This is a genomic window from Pseudomonas lactucae, assembly GCF_036688725.1.
GTDB classification, from domain to species: domain Bacteria; phylum Pseudomonadota; class Gammaproteobacteria; order Pseudomonadales; family Pseudomonadaceae; genus Aquipseudomonas; species Aquipseudomonas lactucae.
This window is the reverse complement of the sequence record NZ_JAQQPT010000003.1, coordinates 210684-223335: the sequence shown is the minus strand read 5'-3', so window position 1 is coordinate 223335 and position 12652 is coordinate 210684. Positions and strand designations below refer to the sequence as shown.

Annotated in this window: 12 protein-coding genes; all 12 read left to right on the top strand. The window is 61.6% G+C overall.

Features of this window, described 5'->3' with window-relative positions:
• Nucleotides 1-5: 5 nt before the first annotated feature.
• On the top strand, nt 6-365 hold the full coding sequence (locus tag V6M90_RS04590; RefSeq protein ID WP_003175322.1) for a flagellar protein FlaG: 360 nt from the start codon (nt 6-8) through the stop codon (nt 363-365).
• 79 nt (nt 366-444) lie between these two features.
• Nucleotides 445-1845, top strand: coding sequence for a flagellar filament capping protein FliD (gene fliD, locus V6M90_RS04585; protein ID WP_003175321.1), 1401 nt, complete (start codon nt 445-447; stop codon nt 1843-1845).
• A gap of 136 nt (nt 1846-1981) precedes the next feature.
• Nucleotides 1982-2371 carry a flagellar export chaperone FliS gene (gene fliS, locus V6M90_RS04580; protein WP_003175320.1) on the top strand — a complete coding sequence of 130 codons (390 nt, stop codon included), beginning with the start codon at nt 1982-1984 and terminating at the stop codon, nt 2369-2371.
• 24 nt (nt 2372-2395) lie between these two features.
• Nucleotides 2396-2692: a flagellar assembly protein FliT gene (locus V6M90_RS04575; protein WP_003175319.1), complete on the top strand. Its 297-nt coding sequence runs from the start codon at nt 2396-2398 to the stop codon at nt 2690-2692.
• Nucleotides 2693-2860: 168 nt separating this feature from the next.
• On the top strand, nt 2861-4336 hold the full coding sequence (locus V6M90_RS04570; RefSeq protein ID WP_003175318.1) for a sigma-54 dependent transcriptional regulator: 1476 nt from the start codon (nt 2861-2863) through the stop codon (nt 4334-4336).
• A 110-nt stretch (nt 4337-4446) separates the two neighbouring features.
• Nucleotides 4447-5658 (top strand): sensor histidine kinase, encoded by a 1212-nt coding sequence (locus tag V6M90_RS04565; RefSeq protein WP_332846171.1) that lies wholly within the window; start codon nt 4447-4449, stop codon nt 5656-5658.
• A gap of 6 nt (nt 5659-5664) precedes the next feature.
• On the top strand, nt 5665-7041 hold the full coding sequence (locus tag V6M90_RS04560; RefSeq protein WP_332846144.1) for a sigma-54-dependent transcriptional regulator: 1377 nt from the start codon (nt 5665-5667) through the stop codon (nt 7039-7041).
• A gap of 353 nt (nt 7042-7394) precedes the next feature.
• Nucleotides 7395-7724 carry a flagellar hook-basal body complex protein FliE gene (gene fliE, locus V6M90_RS04555; RefSeq protein WP_078734109.1) on the top strand — a complete coding sequence of 110 codons (330 nt, stop codon included), beginning with the start codon at nt 7395-7397 and terminating at the stop codon, nt 7722-7724.
• Between the two features lie 16 nt (nt 7725-7740).
• The gene (gene fliF / locus V6M90_RS04550) at nt 7741-9519 is read left to right on the top strand and encodes a flagellar basal-body MS-ring/collar protein FliF (protein ID WP_078734108.1); all 1779 of its coding nucleotides are present in this window, start codon (nt 7741-7743) and stop codon (nt 9517-9519) included.
• A complete protein-coding gene (gene fliG, locus V6M90_RS04545; RefSeq protein ID WP_003175313.1) occupies nt 9512-10528 on the top strand; it encodes a flagellar motor switch protein FliG in 1017 nt (338 codons plus the stop codon). Before fliF ends, fliG begins: the two co-directional genes overlap by 8 nt.
• 10 nt (nt 10529-10538) lie before the next feature.
• Nucleotides 10539-11303, top strand: a complete 765-nt coding sequence (gene fliH / locus V6M90_RS04540) for a flagellar assembly protein FliH (RefSeq protein WP_332846143.1) — start codon at nt 10539-10541, stop codon at nt 11301-11303.
• Entirely contained in the window at nt 11293-12651 is a 1359-nt protein-coding gene (gene fliI, locus V6M90_RS04535; protein ID WP_305427585.1) for a flagellar protein export ATPase FliI, read from the top strand. Before fliH ends, fliI begins: the two co-directional genes overlap by 11 nt.
• The last annotated feature ends 1 nt before the right edge of the window (nt 12652 follow it).

Below are 12652 nucleotides of genomic sequence, written 5' to 3'. Positions count from 1 at the left end.
TGGACATGGACATGAGCATCAAGTTGAACCTGTCTTATCCTGCAGCGGCGCCGCAGAGCGTTCCTGCTCCCGTAAACAATGACCTGCAGAAGACCAAGGTAGACCCTACGGCTGCCACGGTCGAAACCAGGCAGGACTCGAAGCCGTCCGACCTTCAACAGGCGGTAACGGACATTCGCAACTTCGTCCAGGCTGCTCAGCGCAACCTGGATTTTTCGATTGATGACAGCACCCATCAGGTGGTGGTCAAAGTCATTGCGACTGACAGTGGCGAAGTTATTCGCCAGATCCCGTCGGAAACCGCATTGAAACTTGCACAGAGCCTTCACGACGCCAGCAGCGTACTGTTTGACGCCAAAGTCTGAGCTGGCATGAATTTTGTTGCTGTAGCTGCTTTAGGCGTCGTCCGTCAATAAAGCGCCAGCCCCGATCAGGAGAAGTGTCATGGGTGATATCACGGTAAGCGGCCCGGTTACAGGGATTAATACCGAGTCGATCGTTACGGCCTTGGTGAACGCGGAGCAAGCGCCCAAGCAGTCGCAGATCAACAAGCAGACGCAGACGCAGACCGCCCAGCTGTCCTCGATCGGCAAGATTCAAGCGGCATTGTCGGCCTTTCGCGGCGCCATGGACAACATGACCAAGGACGCCAGTATCGGTGGCCTGACGGCCACGACTTCTGACACCGCCGTGTCCACTGTCACCTTGGGGGCCGGTGCTTCCGCGGGCAGCTATCAGTTGGTGGTCACCCAGCTGGCGACCGCCTCGAAGATCGCGACCCAGAACTTCGCCGGTGGCGCCAAGACCGTCGTCAACTCCGGCAGTACCGCGACGACCCTGGAGATTTCCCAGTCAGGCCAGAGTTATGGCGTGAGTGTTGCGCCGGGCGCCACCCTGCAGCAGGTGCGTGACTCGATCAACTCGCAGTACAGCAGCGCAGGCTTGAGCGCCAACATCCTGACCGACGCCACCGGTTCGCGCTTGGTTGTCACTTCGACCAACACCGGCGCAGGCACCGACATTACGCTGGGCGGTAATTCCGGCCTGCAAGCGGGTACTTCGGTGGTCGGCGGTGCACCGCAGAATGCCAAATACACCATTGACGGTACGGCTCAGGAGTCCAAGAGCAACACCCTGTCCGATGCGATCAGTGGTGTGAGCATCAAGCTCACGGCCGTATCGCCACTGCCCACCGGCGTCACGGATGAGACCAAGCGAATTGCGTCGACCATTACGGTCACCCGTAGCAACGACACCCTCAAGAGCTCGGTCAAGGGCTTTGTCGATACCTATAACGCCTTGATCACCGCGATCAGCACCGAGACCAAAGTCACCACCAACCCCGATGGCAGCACCACGCCGTCGGCGCTGACGGGCGATGCCACCATGCGCTCTTTGCAATCGGCGCTGCGCAGCGAGTTGAACGCACTGAGCGGTTCGGGCACGTTGAAGTCTCTGGCTCAATTTGGCGTGAACACTGACCAGACCACCGGCAAGCTGAGCATTGACGACAAGATCTTCAGCGCGGCAGTCGCTAGCAACCCTACGGACATCGGCGGCATTTTCAACGGTGACAAGGGCCTGCTGGCGCGCATGAAAACCGCGACCGACAGTTATGCGCTGAGCGGCACCGGCGTGCTCGCCACGCGCAGCTCGACGCTGTCGGATAACCTCAAGGACCTGCAGAACCAGCAGGACACCCTGACCGCGCGCATGGCTGCGCTGAAGACGAGCCTGACCGCCAAGTACACCACGATGAACAACCTGGTCGCCCAGCTCACCAACCAACGCTCCAGTGTCATGACCACGCTCAATGCGCTGAACAAAAACAACTCGGATAATTGATCCGCGTTGCAGTCGCCCCGGTGAGCGGCACCGGGCGCGGCGTCGCCTGATCGGCGGGTTAAAGTTTTGTGCAGTCCCGACGACATATTAGTCAGAGCCCATCCTATTTAGCTGTTGCCTGTCACGAGGTCGAAAAATGAATCCCATGAGAGCCCTTCGCCAATACCAGAAGGTCAATTCCCATGCCCAGGTCTCCGAGGCCAGCCCGCACCGTCTGGTCCAGATGCTGATGGAAGGCGCATTGGATCGCATGGCTCAGGCCAAAGGCGCCATGGCTCGTGGTGATATCGCGCAGAAAGGCCTGCTGTTGGGCAAGGCGATCGATATTCTGATCGGTCTGCGCGATGGCCTGAACCCGGAAAAAACCGATGACCCGGCCGCCTTGCAGCAATTGGACAACCTGTACGCCTACATGACCACGCGCCTGCTTGAAGCCAACAGCAAGAGCGATGTCACGATGATCGATGAAGTGGCGGGCCTGATGATTACCCTGAAGGAAGGTTGGGACGGTATTGCAACACAGTAGGCCGCTTGGCCTGAGGATGATGTCATGAGCCACGCCCTGCAACGGATTGACGAGACCCGCGAAGCCTTGGTGGACGCATTGGCGCAACGTAACTGGGACGCTATCGGCGAACTGGACCTGGGTTGTCGTGCGGTGATCGATGAGGCGCTGCACAATGCGCCGGTAGACGAAGGCGCACTGCGCGAGAAGCTAGAGAGCCTGCTGGCGGTGTACCAGCAGTTGCTCGAGGTGACGACCGGCGAGCGCCAGGCGATTTTTGAAGAGATGTCGCAGATCAACCGCGCGCAAAATGCGTCAAAGGTCTACCATCTGTTCGGCTGAACAGGCGCAGTTAATCCAACCGGTGCGTCATAAATTTGACCGTGCCAGCTTTTTTGACTTAACTAGTGCTGTTTTCAGAGTTCAGACGTCTATAGAGTAAGAAGTCCTACAGCCGTCTCGATTGCCCTTACACCGGGCAGGAAGTTTTACTAGGGAAGTTGCTATTGCATGTGGCGTGAAACCAGAATTCTGCTGATCGATGACGATAGCGTCCGGCGCCGCGATTTAGCGGTGATTTTAAATTTTCTCGGTGAAGAAAATTTGCCCTGCGGCAGCCATGATTGGCAGCAGGTGGTCAGCTCGTTGTCATCGAGCCGTGAAATCATTTGTGTGCTGATCGGGACGGTAAACGCTCCTGGCGCAGTTTTGGGCTTGTTAAAGACACTGTCTACCTGGGATGAGTTCCTTCCAGTGTTGCTAATCGGTGATATTTCTTCTGTCGAGCTGCCGGAAGACCAGCGCCGCCGCGTGCTTTCCACCCTGGAAATGCCGCCCAGCTACAGCAAACTGCTCGACTCCCTGCACCGTGCCCAGGTCTATCGCGAGATGTACGACCAGGCCCGCGAGCGCGGCCGTCACCGCGAACCCAACCTGTTCCGCAGCCTGGTCGGCACCAGCCGTGCGATCCAGCACGTGCGCCAGATGATGCAGCAAGTGGCCGATACCGACGCCAGCGTGTTGATCCTCGGCGAGTCCGGCACCGGCAAGGAAGTGGTCGCGCGCAACCTGCACTACCATTCCAAACGCCGCGACGGACCCTTCGTGCCGGTCAACTGCGGGGCGATCCCGGCAGAGCTGCTCGAAAGCGAACTGTTCGGCCACGAGAAGGGCGCCTTTACCGGGGCGATCACCAGCCGTGCCGGGCGTTTCGAACTGGCCAACGGCGGCACCCTGTTCCTCGACGAAATCGGCGACATGCCGCTGCCGATGCAGGTCAAGCTGCTGCGCGTGTTGCAGGAGCGCACCTTCGAACGCGTGGGCAGCAACAAAACCCAGAGCGTCGACGTGCGCATCATCGCGGCGACGCACAAGAACCTCGAAAGCATGATCGAGATCGGCAGTTTCCGCGAAGACCTGTACTACCGCCTCAACGTTTTCCCGATCGAAATGGCCCCGTTGCGCGAGCGCGTGGAAGATATTCCGCTGCTGATGAACGAGCTGATCTCGCGCATGGAGCACGAAAAACGCGGTTCGATCCGCTTCAACTCCGCCGCGATCATGTCCCTGTGCCGTCACGGCTGGCCGGGCAATGTCCGTGAGCTGGCCAACCTGGTCGAGCGCATGGCGATCATGCACCCCTACGGGGTGATCGGGGTGGTCGAGCTGCCGAAGAAATTCCGCTACGTCGACGACGAAGACGAGCAACTGGTCGACAGCCTGCGCAGTGACATGGAAGAGCGCGTGGCGATCAACGGCCACACGCCGAACTTCGCTTCCTCGGCCATGCTGCCGCCGGAAGGTCTGGACCTGAAGGATTACCTTGGCAACCTGGAACAAGGCTTGATTCAGCAGGCCCTGGACGATGCCAACGGCATCGTCGCCCGTGCCGCCGAGCGCTTGCGCATCCGCCGAACCACCCTGGTGGAGAAGATGCGCAAGTACGGTATGAGCCGTCGCGAAGGTGATGAACAGCCGGAGGATTGACGCCTGTTTTTCAACGCTATGATTTATAAGTAATTTTTTTTAGGCACGGGTATTGCTAAAGCCCTCGCAACGTTCCGTTTAACTGACGGTCAGCCAAGCGAGAGAGCATGATGCCCCACGCCGCCCAATTAGCTTCGGCCCCTGCCATCCAGGGGCTCATTCCATCTGCAGAGCCCCTGGCCCGCCAGGGTCTGGAACAAGCGTTCTCGCAATTCAGCCAGATGTCGAGCCAACTGACCGATTCCTACAGCCTGCTGGAAGCCCGGGTCTCCGAGCTCAAAGGCGAGCTGGCGGTGGTCAGCGCCCAGCGTATGCAAGAGCTGGCCGAGAAAGAGCGCTTGGCCAACCGCCTGCAAAACCTGCTGTCGCTGTTGCCCGGTGGCGTGATTGTCATTGATGAAGACGGTCGCGTGCGCGAAGCCAACCCGGCCGCCTGCGACATGCTCGGCCTGCCACTGGAGGGCGAGCTGTGGCGTCACGTCATCACGCGCTGCTTTGCGCCACGTGAAGATGACGGGCATGAAATCTCCCTCAAGGACGGCCGCCGCCTGTCCATCGCCACCCGTTCCCTGGACGCTGAGCCGGGCCAACTGGTGTTGCTCAACGACCTGACTGAAACCCGTCACCTGCAGGACCAACTGGCACGTCACGAGCGCTTGTCGTCGTTGGGGCGCATGGTCGCCTCTTTGGCGCATCAGATCCGTACGCCGTTGTCGGCCGCGTTGATCTACGCCAGTCATTTGACTGATGAGCAACTGCCCGCCGCCACCCAGCAGCGTTTCGCCGGTCGGCTCAAGGAGCGGTTGCACGAGCTCGAACACCAGGTACGCGACATGCTGGTATTTGCCCGCGGTGAATTACCGCTGACCGACCGCGTCACGCCTGACCAACTGATGCAAGCCTTGCAGGCGGCGGCCGCGGCCCATGTTCAAGACACCCAAGTGCGCTGGCAGTGCGACAGCCATTTCGGCGAGTTGCTGTGCAATCGCGATACGTTGGTGGGGTCATTGCTTAATCTGATCGAGAACGCGATCCAGGCCAGCGGGCCGGGCGCGCGGCTCAAGGTGCACCTGTACCGTCGCGAGCAAACCCTGCGTCTGTGCATCAGCGACAGCGGCAGCGGTATCGAGCCTAAGGTACTCCAGCGTCTGGGCGAACCGTTTTTTACCACCAAGACCAACGGCACCGGCCTGGGCCTGACCGTGGTCAAGGCGGTGGCACGTGCCCATCAGGGAGAATTGCAGCTGCATTCCCGTGTCGGGCGTGGCACCTGTGCATTGATGACCTTGCCGCTGTTTTCAGGCGCGGCAAGCGCGGAGTAAAGAGTCATGGCTATCAAGGTTCTGTTGGTGGAAGACGATCGCGCCCTGCGTGAAGCATTGGCTGACACGCTGCTGCTGGCGGGCCATGACTACCGGGCGGTCGGTTCTGCCGAGGACGCCTTGGAGGCGGTCGAGCAGGAGTCCTTCAGCCTGGTGGTCAGCGATGTGAACATGCCGGGCATGGACGGCCACCAGTTGCTGGGCTTGCTGCGTGTGCGCCAGCCGCAACTGCCGGTGTTGCTGATGACCGCCCACGGCGCGGTGGAGCGGGCGGTGGACGCGATGCGCCAAGGCGCGGCGGATTACATGGTCAAGCCGTTCGAACCCAAGGCGTTGATCGAGTTGGTGGCACGGCACGCCCTGGGCGTGATCCCCGCCGGCGACGGCGAGGGCCCGATTGCCTTTGAACCGGCCAGTGCGCAATTGCTGGAGTTGGCGGCTCGGGTGGCGCGCAGTGATTCCACGGTGTTGATTTCCGGCGAATCGGGTACCGGTAAAGAGGTTCTTGCGCGGTATATCCACCAGCAATCGACCCGCGCCAAGCAACCGTTCATCGCCATCAACTGCGCGGCGATCCCCGACAACATGCTCGAAGCGACGCTGTTCGGTCACGAAAAAGGCTCGTTCACCGGTGCCATCGCCGCCCAGGCGGGCAAGTTCGAACAGGCCGACGGCGGCACGATCCTGCTCGATGAAATCTCGGAGATGCCCCTGGGCCTGCAAGCCAAACTGTTGCGGGTGCTGCAGGAGCGCGAAGTCGAGCGCGTCGGCGCGCGCAAGCCGATCCAGCTGGATATCCGCGTGGTCGCCACCACCAACCGCGACCTCGCCGGTGAAGTGGCGGCGGGGCGCTTTCGTGAAGATCTGTTCTACCGGCTCTCGGTCTTCCCGCTGGCCTGGCGCCCGTTGCGCGAGCGCCCGGCGGACATTATTCCGCTGGCCGAGCGCCTGCTGAACAACCACGTCAAAAAAATGAAGCACGCCCAGGCTCGGCTGTCGGCCGAGGCCCAGGCCTGCCTGATCAGCTACCCCTGGCCCGGCAATGTGCGGGAACTGGACAACGCGATCCAGCGCGCGTTGATCCTGCAGCAGGGCGGCCTGATCCAGCCTCAGGATTTCTGCCTGGCCATGGGCAGTGGTACTGCGCCATTGCCGACGTTGGCGCCCGCGCCGGTGGTGACCGAGGCTGAGTCTGCCGGTGCTCTGGGCGATGACCTGCGGCGCCGCGAATTCCAGATGATCATCGACACCCTGCGCGCCGAGCGTGGCCGGCGCAAGGAAGCGGCTGAGCGCCTGGGCATCAGCCCGCGCACCTTGCGCTATAAGCTGGCGCAGATGCGTGACGCGGGGATGGATGTGGAAGCGTATCTGTTTGCCACCTGACTCGCCCTATAGCTACGCATCTTTGGCGTGAGCCTGAACCTGTGTAAGGGAGCTTGCTGTGGGAGGGGGCTTGCTCCCGATGGAGGCTAAACCGGCATCCCTGCCGGTTTACCCCCCCCCAATCAATGTCGAATTCCGGCCAGCGTGTTTGACAGGGCGCCTGAGATCAAGATCAAAAGCCAGAGCAACAGCAAGCAGTTGTGTAGAAACCCATGCCTACAGCGGGTAACAAATTGGACAAGCTCTGTCGCCTTTTCTTACGAGCTGATACGGATCTGGCACCCTTGTTGCTACCTCCCTTAGTAATTGCGGCGTAGCGTCAAAAAAATACGGGTTGTCGGAGAGAGAAGGTCATGAGCCAGGGTATTGAGTTCAATCGGTTGATGTTGGATATGCGCTCCATGCAGATGGATGCCATGGCTCAACCGAAATCCGTCGCGCCAGCGCCGGAGTTGGGCCAAAGCAATTTTGCCGACATGCTCGGCCAGGCCATCAATAAAGTCAGTGATACCCAGCAAGCCTCCAACCAGTTGGCCAACGCGTTCGAGATCGGCAAAAGCGGCGTGGACCTCACCGATGTGATGGTCGCCTCGCAAAAGGCCAGTGTCTCCTTCCAGGCCCTGACCCAGGTGCGCAACAAGCTGGTCCAGGCCTATCAAGACATCATGCAGATGCCGGTTTAAGGGCGAGATTTAAGTCATGGCAGAAGCAGTCTCCGACAACGTCCCCGCCAAGACAGACGGCAAGCCGCCGCTGTTTGGCCTGTCGTTCCTGGAAAACCTCTCGGAAATGACCATGTTGCGTCAGGTGGGCCTGATGGTCGGCCTGGCTGCCAGCGTGGCGATTGGTTTTGCCGTGGTGTTGTGGTCGCAGCAACCCGATTACCGTCCGTTGTACGGCAGCCTGGCGGGCATGGATTCCAAGCAGATCATGGAAACCCTGGCCGCCGCCGACATCGCCTACACCGTAGAGCCCAACTCCGGCGCCTTGCTGGTCAAGGCTGACGATGTGGCCCGTGCGCGCATGAAGCTGGCCGCCGCCGGCGTGACGCCGTCCGACAGCAATATCGGTTTCGAGATCCTCGACAAAGACCAGGGCCTGGGGACCAGCCAGTTCATGGAAGCCACCCGCTACCGTCGTGGCCTCGAAGGCGAACTGGCGCGCACCATCTCCAGCCTTAACAACGTCAAGGGCGCGCGCGTGCACCTGGCCATTCCGAAAAGCTCGGTGTTTGTGCGCGATGAGCGCAAGCCCAGCGCTTCGGTGTTGGTGGAGCTGTTTTCCGGGCGCTCCCTGGAGCCTGGCCAAGTCATGGCGATCATCAATCTGGTGGCCACCAGCGTTCCCGAGCTGAGCAAGTCGCAGATCACGGTGGTCGACCAGAAGGGCAACCTGTTGTCCGACATGGCCGAAAACTCCGCGCTGACCCAGGCCGGCAAGCAGTTCGACTACAGCCGTCGCATGGAGAGCATGCTCACCCAACGCGTGCACAACATTCTGCAACCGGTATTGGGCAACGACCGCTACAAGGCCGAAGTGTCGGCCGACGTGGACTTCAGCGCGGTCGAGTCGACTTCCGAGCAGTTCAACCCTGACCAGCCCGCGCTGCGCAGCGAGCAGTCCACCAGTGAACAACGCACCGCCAGCAATGGCCCGCAAGGCGTGCCGGGGGCCTTGAGCAACCAGCCGCCGTCACCGGCCTCCGCGCCGCAAACCACCGGTGGCGCGGCAGCCACGGCCGGCGCGATCCAGCCTGGCCAACCGTTGTTGGACGCCAATGGCCAGCAGATCATGGACCCGGCCACCGGCCAGCCGATGCTCGCGCCGTACCCGGCGGACAAGCGTAACCAGTCGACCAAGAACTTCGAGCTTGACCGCTCCATCAGCCACACCAAACAGCAACAAGGCCGCGTCAATCGCCTGTCGGTGTCGGTGGTGGTCGATGACCAGGTCAAGGTCAATCCGGCCGATGGCGCCGTGACCCGTGCGCCGTGGAGTGCCGACGAATTGGCGCGCTTCACGCGCCTGGTGCAGGACGCCGTCGGTTTTGACGCCAGCCGCGGTGACAGCGTCAGCGTGATCAACATGCCGTTCTCCGCCGAGCGTGGCGAAACCATCGCCGAGCCTGCGTTCTACTCGCAACCGTGGTTCTGGGACATCGTCAAGCAAGTGCTGGGTGTGTTGTTTATCCTGGTGCTGGTGTTCGGTGTGCTGCGTCCGGTGCTCAACAACATCACCGGCAATGGCAAGAAACAACTGGCGGCTTTTGGCGGCGGCGACGTCGAGTTGGGCGGCATGGGCGGCCTCGATGGCGAACTGGCCAACGACCGCGTGAGCCTGGGTGGCCCGCAAAGCATCCTGTTGCCAAGCCCGAGCGAAGGTTACGACGCTCAGCTGAACGCAATCAAAAGTCTGGTGGCAGAAGACCCGGGTCGTGTGGCCCAGGTCGTGAAAGAGTGGATTAATGCAGATGAGTGATCGAGCCGCTGTTGCCAAACTGACCAAGGTCGACAAAGCCGCTGTATTGCTGCTGTCGCTGGGTGAGACCGACGCCGCCCAAGTGCTGCGTCACATGGGCCCCAAGGAGGTCCAGCGCGTGGGCGTGGCCATGGCGCAAATGCGCAACGTGCACCGTGAGCAAGTCGAACAGGTGATGAGCGAGTTCGTAGAGATCGTCGGCGACCAGACCAGCCTGGGCGTCGGGTCCGACAGCTACATCCGCAAGATGCTCACCTCGGCCCTGGGCGAAGACAAGGCCAACGGCCTGATCGACCGTATCCTGTTGGGCGGCAACACCAGCGGCCTCGACAGTCTGAAATGGATGGAACCGCGCGCCGTTGCCGATGTGATCCGCTACGAGCACCCGCAGATCCAGGCGATCGTGGTGGCGTACCTCGACCCCGACCAGGCCGGTGAGGTGCTCGGCCACTTCGACCATAAAGTGCGCCTGGATATTGTCCTGCGCGTGTCGTCGTTGAACACCGTGCAACCGGCGGCCTTGAAAGAATTGAACACCATCCTGGAGAAGCAGTTCTCCGGCAACTCCAATGCCTCGCGCACCACCCTGGGTGGTATCAAGCGTGCGGCCGATATCATGAACTTCCTCGACAGCTCGGTCGAGGGCCAGTTGATGGACGCGATCCGCGAGATCGACGACACCCTGTCCGGCCAGATCGAAGACCTTATGTTCGTGTTCAACAACCTCTCCGATGTCGACGACCGTGGCATCCAGGCGTTGCTGCGTGAAGTGTCGTCCGACGTGCTGGTGCTGGCCCTCAAGGGCTCGGACGAAGGCGTCAAGGAAAAGATCTTCAAGAACATGTCCAAGCGCGCGTCCGAACTGCTGCGCGACGACCTCGAGGCCAAGGGCCCGGTGCGCGTCAGCGACGTGGAAACCGCGCAGAAAGAAATCCTCACCATTGCCCGCCGTATGGCCGAAGCCGGAGAAATCGTTCTCGGCGGGAAGGGCGGCGAAGAAATGATCTAAGGCGCCCCGCATGTCGAACAAAGATGAGGCGCCCAGCGATCTGATTCGCGCACGGGATGTCGGTGGGTTCGACATCTGGTCGTTGCCCAGTTTCGACCCGCATGTGCCGGAGCCCGAGCCGGAACCGGTGGTCGAACTGCCGGTGGAAATGGAAGAAGTGCCGCTGGAAGAAGTCCAGCCGCTGACCCTCGAAGAGTTGGAAAGCATCCGCCAGGAGGCCTATAACGAAGGTTTCGCGGTCGGTGAAAAAGATGGTTTTCGCAGCACCACGCTCAAGGTGCGCCAGGAAGCGGAGGCGGCGCTGAGCGTCAAGCTGGCCAGCCTGGAGCGCTTGATGGGCGTGCTGTTCGACCCCATCGCCGAGCAGGACTCGCAGATCGAAAAAGCCATGGTGCGCCTGGTGGAGCACATCGCTCGCCAAGTGATCCAGCGCGAACTGTTACTGGACTCCAGCCAGATCGAAAGCGTGATGCGCGAGGCCCTCAAGCTGCTGCCCCTGGGGGTCGGTAATGTGCGGCTGTACATCAACCCGCAGGATTTCGAACAGGTCAAAGCCCTGCGCGAGCGCCATGAAGAAACCTGGCGCATCGTCGAAGACGCCGCGCTGCAGCCCGGTGGTTGCCGCGTCGAAACCGAACACAGCCGCATCGATGCCACGGTGGAAACCCGCATCAGCCAGATCATGGCCAAGCTGTTGGACCAGCAGCACGAGCAAGCATTGAACCCGGCCGAACCCGACCTGAGCGTGGACCTGGACACCGCCGATGCGCCTTGATCGCACCAGCTTCACCAAGCGCCTGGACGGCTACGTCGAGGCCACCGAGCTGCCCGGCCAGCCGATCCTCGAAGGGCGCCTGCTGCGCATGGTCGGCCTGACCCTCGAAGCCGAAGGCCTGCGCGCCGCCATGGGCAGCCGCTGCATGGTGATCAACGACGACAGCTACCACCCGGTACAGGTCGAAGCCGAGGTAATGGGCTTTTCCGGCACCAAGATATTTCTCATGCCGGTCGGCAGCCTGGCCGGTATCGCCCCCGGTGCGCGCGTGGTGCCGCTGGCCGACACCGGGCGCCTGCCGATGGGCATGAGCATGCTCGGCCGGGTGCTGGACGGTGCCGGTCGCGCGCTGGACGGCAAGGGTGGCATGAAGGCAGAAGACTGGGTGCCGATGGACGGCCCGACCATCAACCCGCTCAACCGCAACCCCATCAGCGTGCCGCTGGACGTGGGGATTCGCAGCATCAACGGTTTATTGACGGTCGGCCGCGGCCAGCGTCTGGGCCTGTTCGCCGGTACCGGCGTGGGTAAGTCGGTGTTGCTGGGCATGATGACGCGCTTTACCGAAGCCGACATCATCGTGGTCGGGCTGATCGGCGAGCGGGGCAGGGAGGTGAAGGAATTCATCGAGCACAGCCTTGGCGCGGAAGGCCTCAAGCGCTCGGTGGTGGTCGCGTCGCCAGCGGACGATGCGCCGCTGATGCGCCTGCGCGCCGCCATGTACTGCACGCGTATCGCCGAATATTTTCGCGACAAGGGCAAGAACGTCCTGTTGCTGATGGACTCGCTCACGCGTTTCGCCCAAGCCCAGCGGGAAATCGCCCTGGCCATCGGCGAGCCACCGGCGACCAAGGGCTACCCGCCTTCGGTGTTCGCCAAGTTGCCCAAGCTGGTCGAACGTGCCGGTAACGCCGAGGCCGGCGGGGGCTCGATCACCGCGTTCTACACCGTGTTGTCCGAAGGCGATGACCAGCAGGATCCCATCGCCGACTCGGCGCGGGGCGTGCTCGACGGCCACATCGTGCTGTCGCGGCGCCTGGCGGAAGAAGGGCACTACCCGGCCATCGATATCGAAGCGTCCATCAGCCGGGTGATGCCGGCGGTGGTCACTCCGGAACATATGGCCCGCGCGCAGCAGTTCAAGCAACTCTGGTCGCGCTATCAACAGAGTCGCGACCTGATCAGCGTGGGCGCCTACGTGGCCGGTGGCGATCGCGACACCGACCTGGCGATTGCCCTGCAACCGCAATTGGTGACCTACCTGCGCCAGGGCCTCAACGACAAGATCAGCATGGGCGAGAGCGAAGCGCATTTGCAGTCCATTTTCGCCCCCGCGCCAGGCGGCTAAG

Bases quoted from the DNA above. Each gene is read 5' to 3' on its own strand.
- fliD (WP_003175321.1), top strand. From the start codon at position 445: ATGGGTGATATCACGGTAAGCGGCCCGGTTACAGGGATTAATACCGAG.
- fliI (WP_305427585.1), top strand. From the start codon at position 11,293: ATGCGCCTTGATCGCACCAGCTTCACCAAGCGCCTGGACGGCTACGTC.
- V6M90_RS04570 (WP_003175318.1), top strand. From the start codon at position 2,861: ATGTGGCGTGAAACCAGAATTCTGCTGATCGATGACGATAGCGTCCGG.
- V6M90_RS04560 (WP_332846144.1), top strand. From the start codon at position 5,665: ATGGCTATCAAGGTTCTGTTGGTGGAAGACGATCGCGCCCTGCGTGAA.
- fliH (WP_332846143.1), top strand. From the start codon at position 10,539: ATGTCGAACAAAGATGAGGCGCCCAGCGATCTGATTCGCGCACGGGAT.
- V6M90_RS04575 (WP_003175319.1), top strand. From the start codon at position 2,396: ATGAGCCACGCCCTGCAACGGATTGACGAGACCCGCGAAGCCTTGGTG.
- fliE (WP_078734109.1), top strand. From the start codon at position 7,395: ATGAGCCAGGGTATTGAGTTCAATCGGTTGATGTTGGATATGCGCTCC.
- fliF (WP_078734108.1), top strand. From the start codon at position 7,741: ATGGCAGAAGCAGTCTCCGACAACGTCCCCGCCAAGACAGACGGCAAG.
- V6M90_RS04590 (WP_003175322.1), top strand. From the start codon at position 6: ATGGACATGAGCATCAAGTTGAACCTGTCTTATCCTGCAGCGGCGCCG.
- fliS (WP_003175320.1), top strand. From the start codon at position 1,982: ATGAATCCCATGAGAGCCCTTCGCCAATACCAGAAGGTCAATTCCCAT.
- fliG (WP_003175313.1), top strand. From the start codon at position 9,512: ATGAGTGATCGAGCCGCTGTTGCCAAACTGACCAAGGTCGACAAAGCC.
- V6M90_RS04565 (WP_332846171.1), top strand. From the start codon at position 4,447: ATGCCCCACGCCGCCCAATTAGCTTCGGCCCCTGCCATCCAGGGGCTC.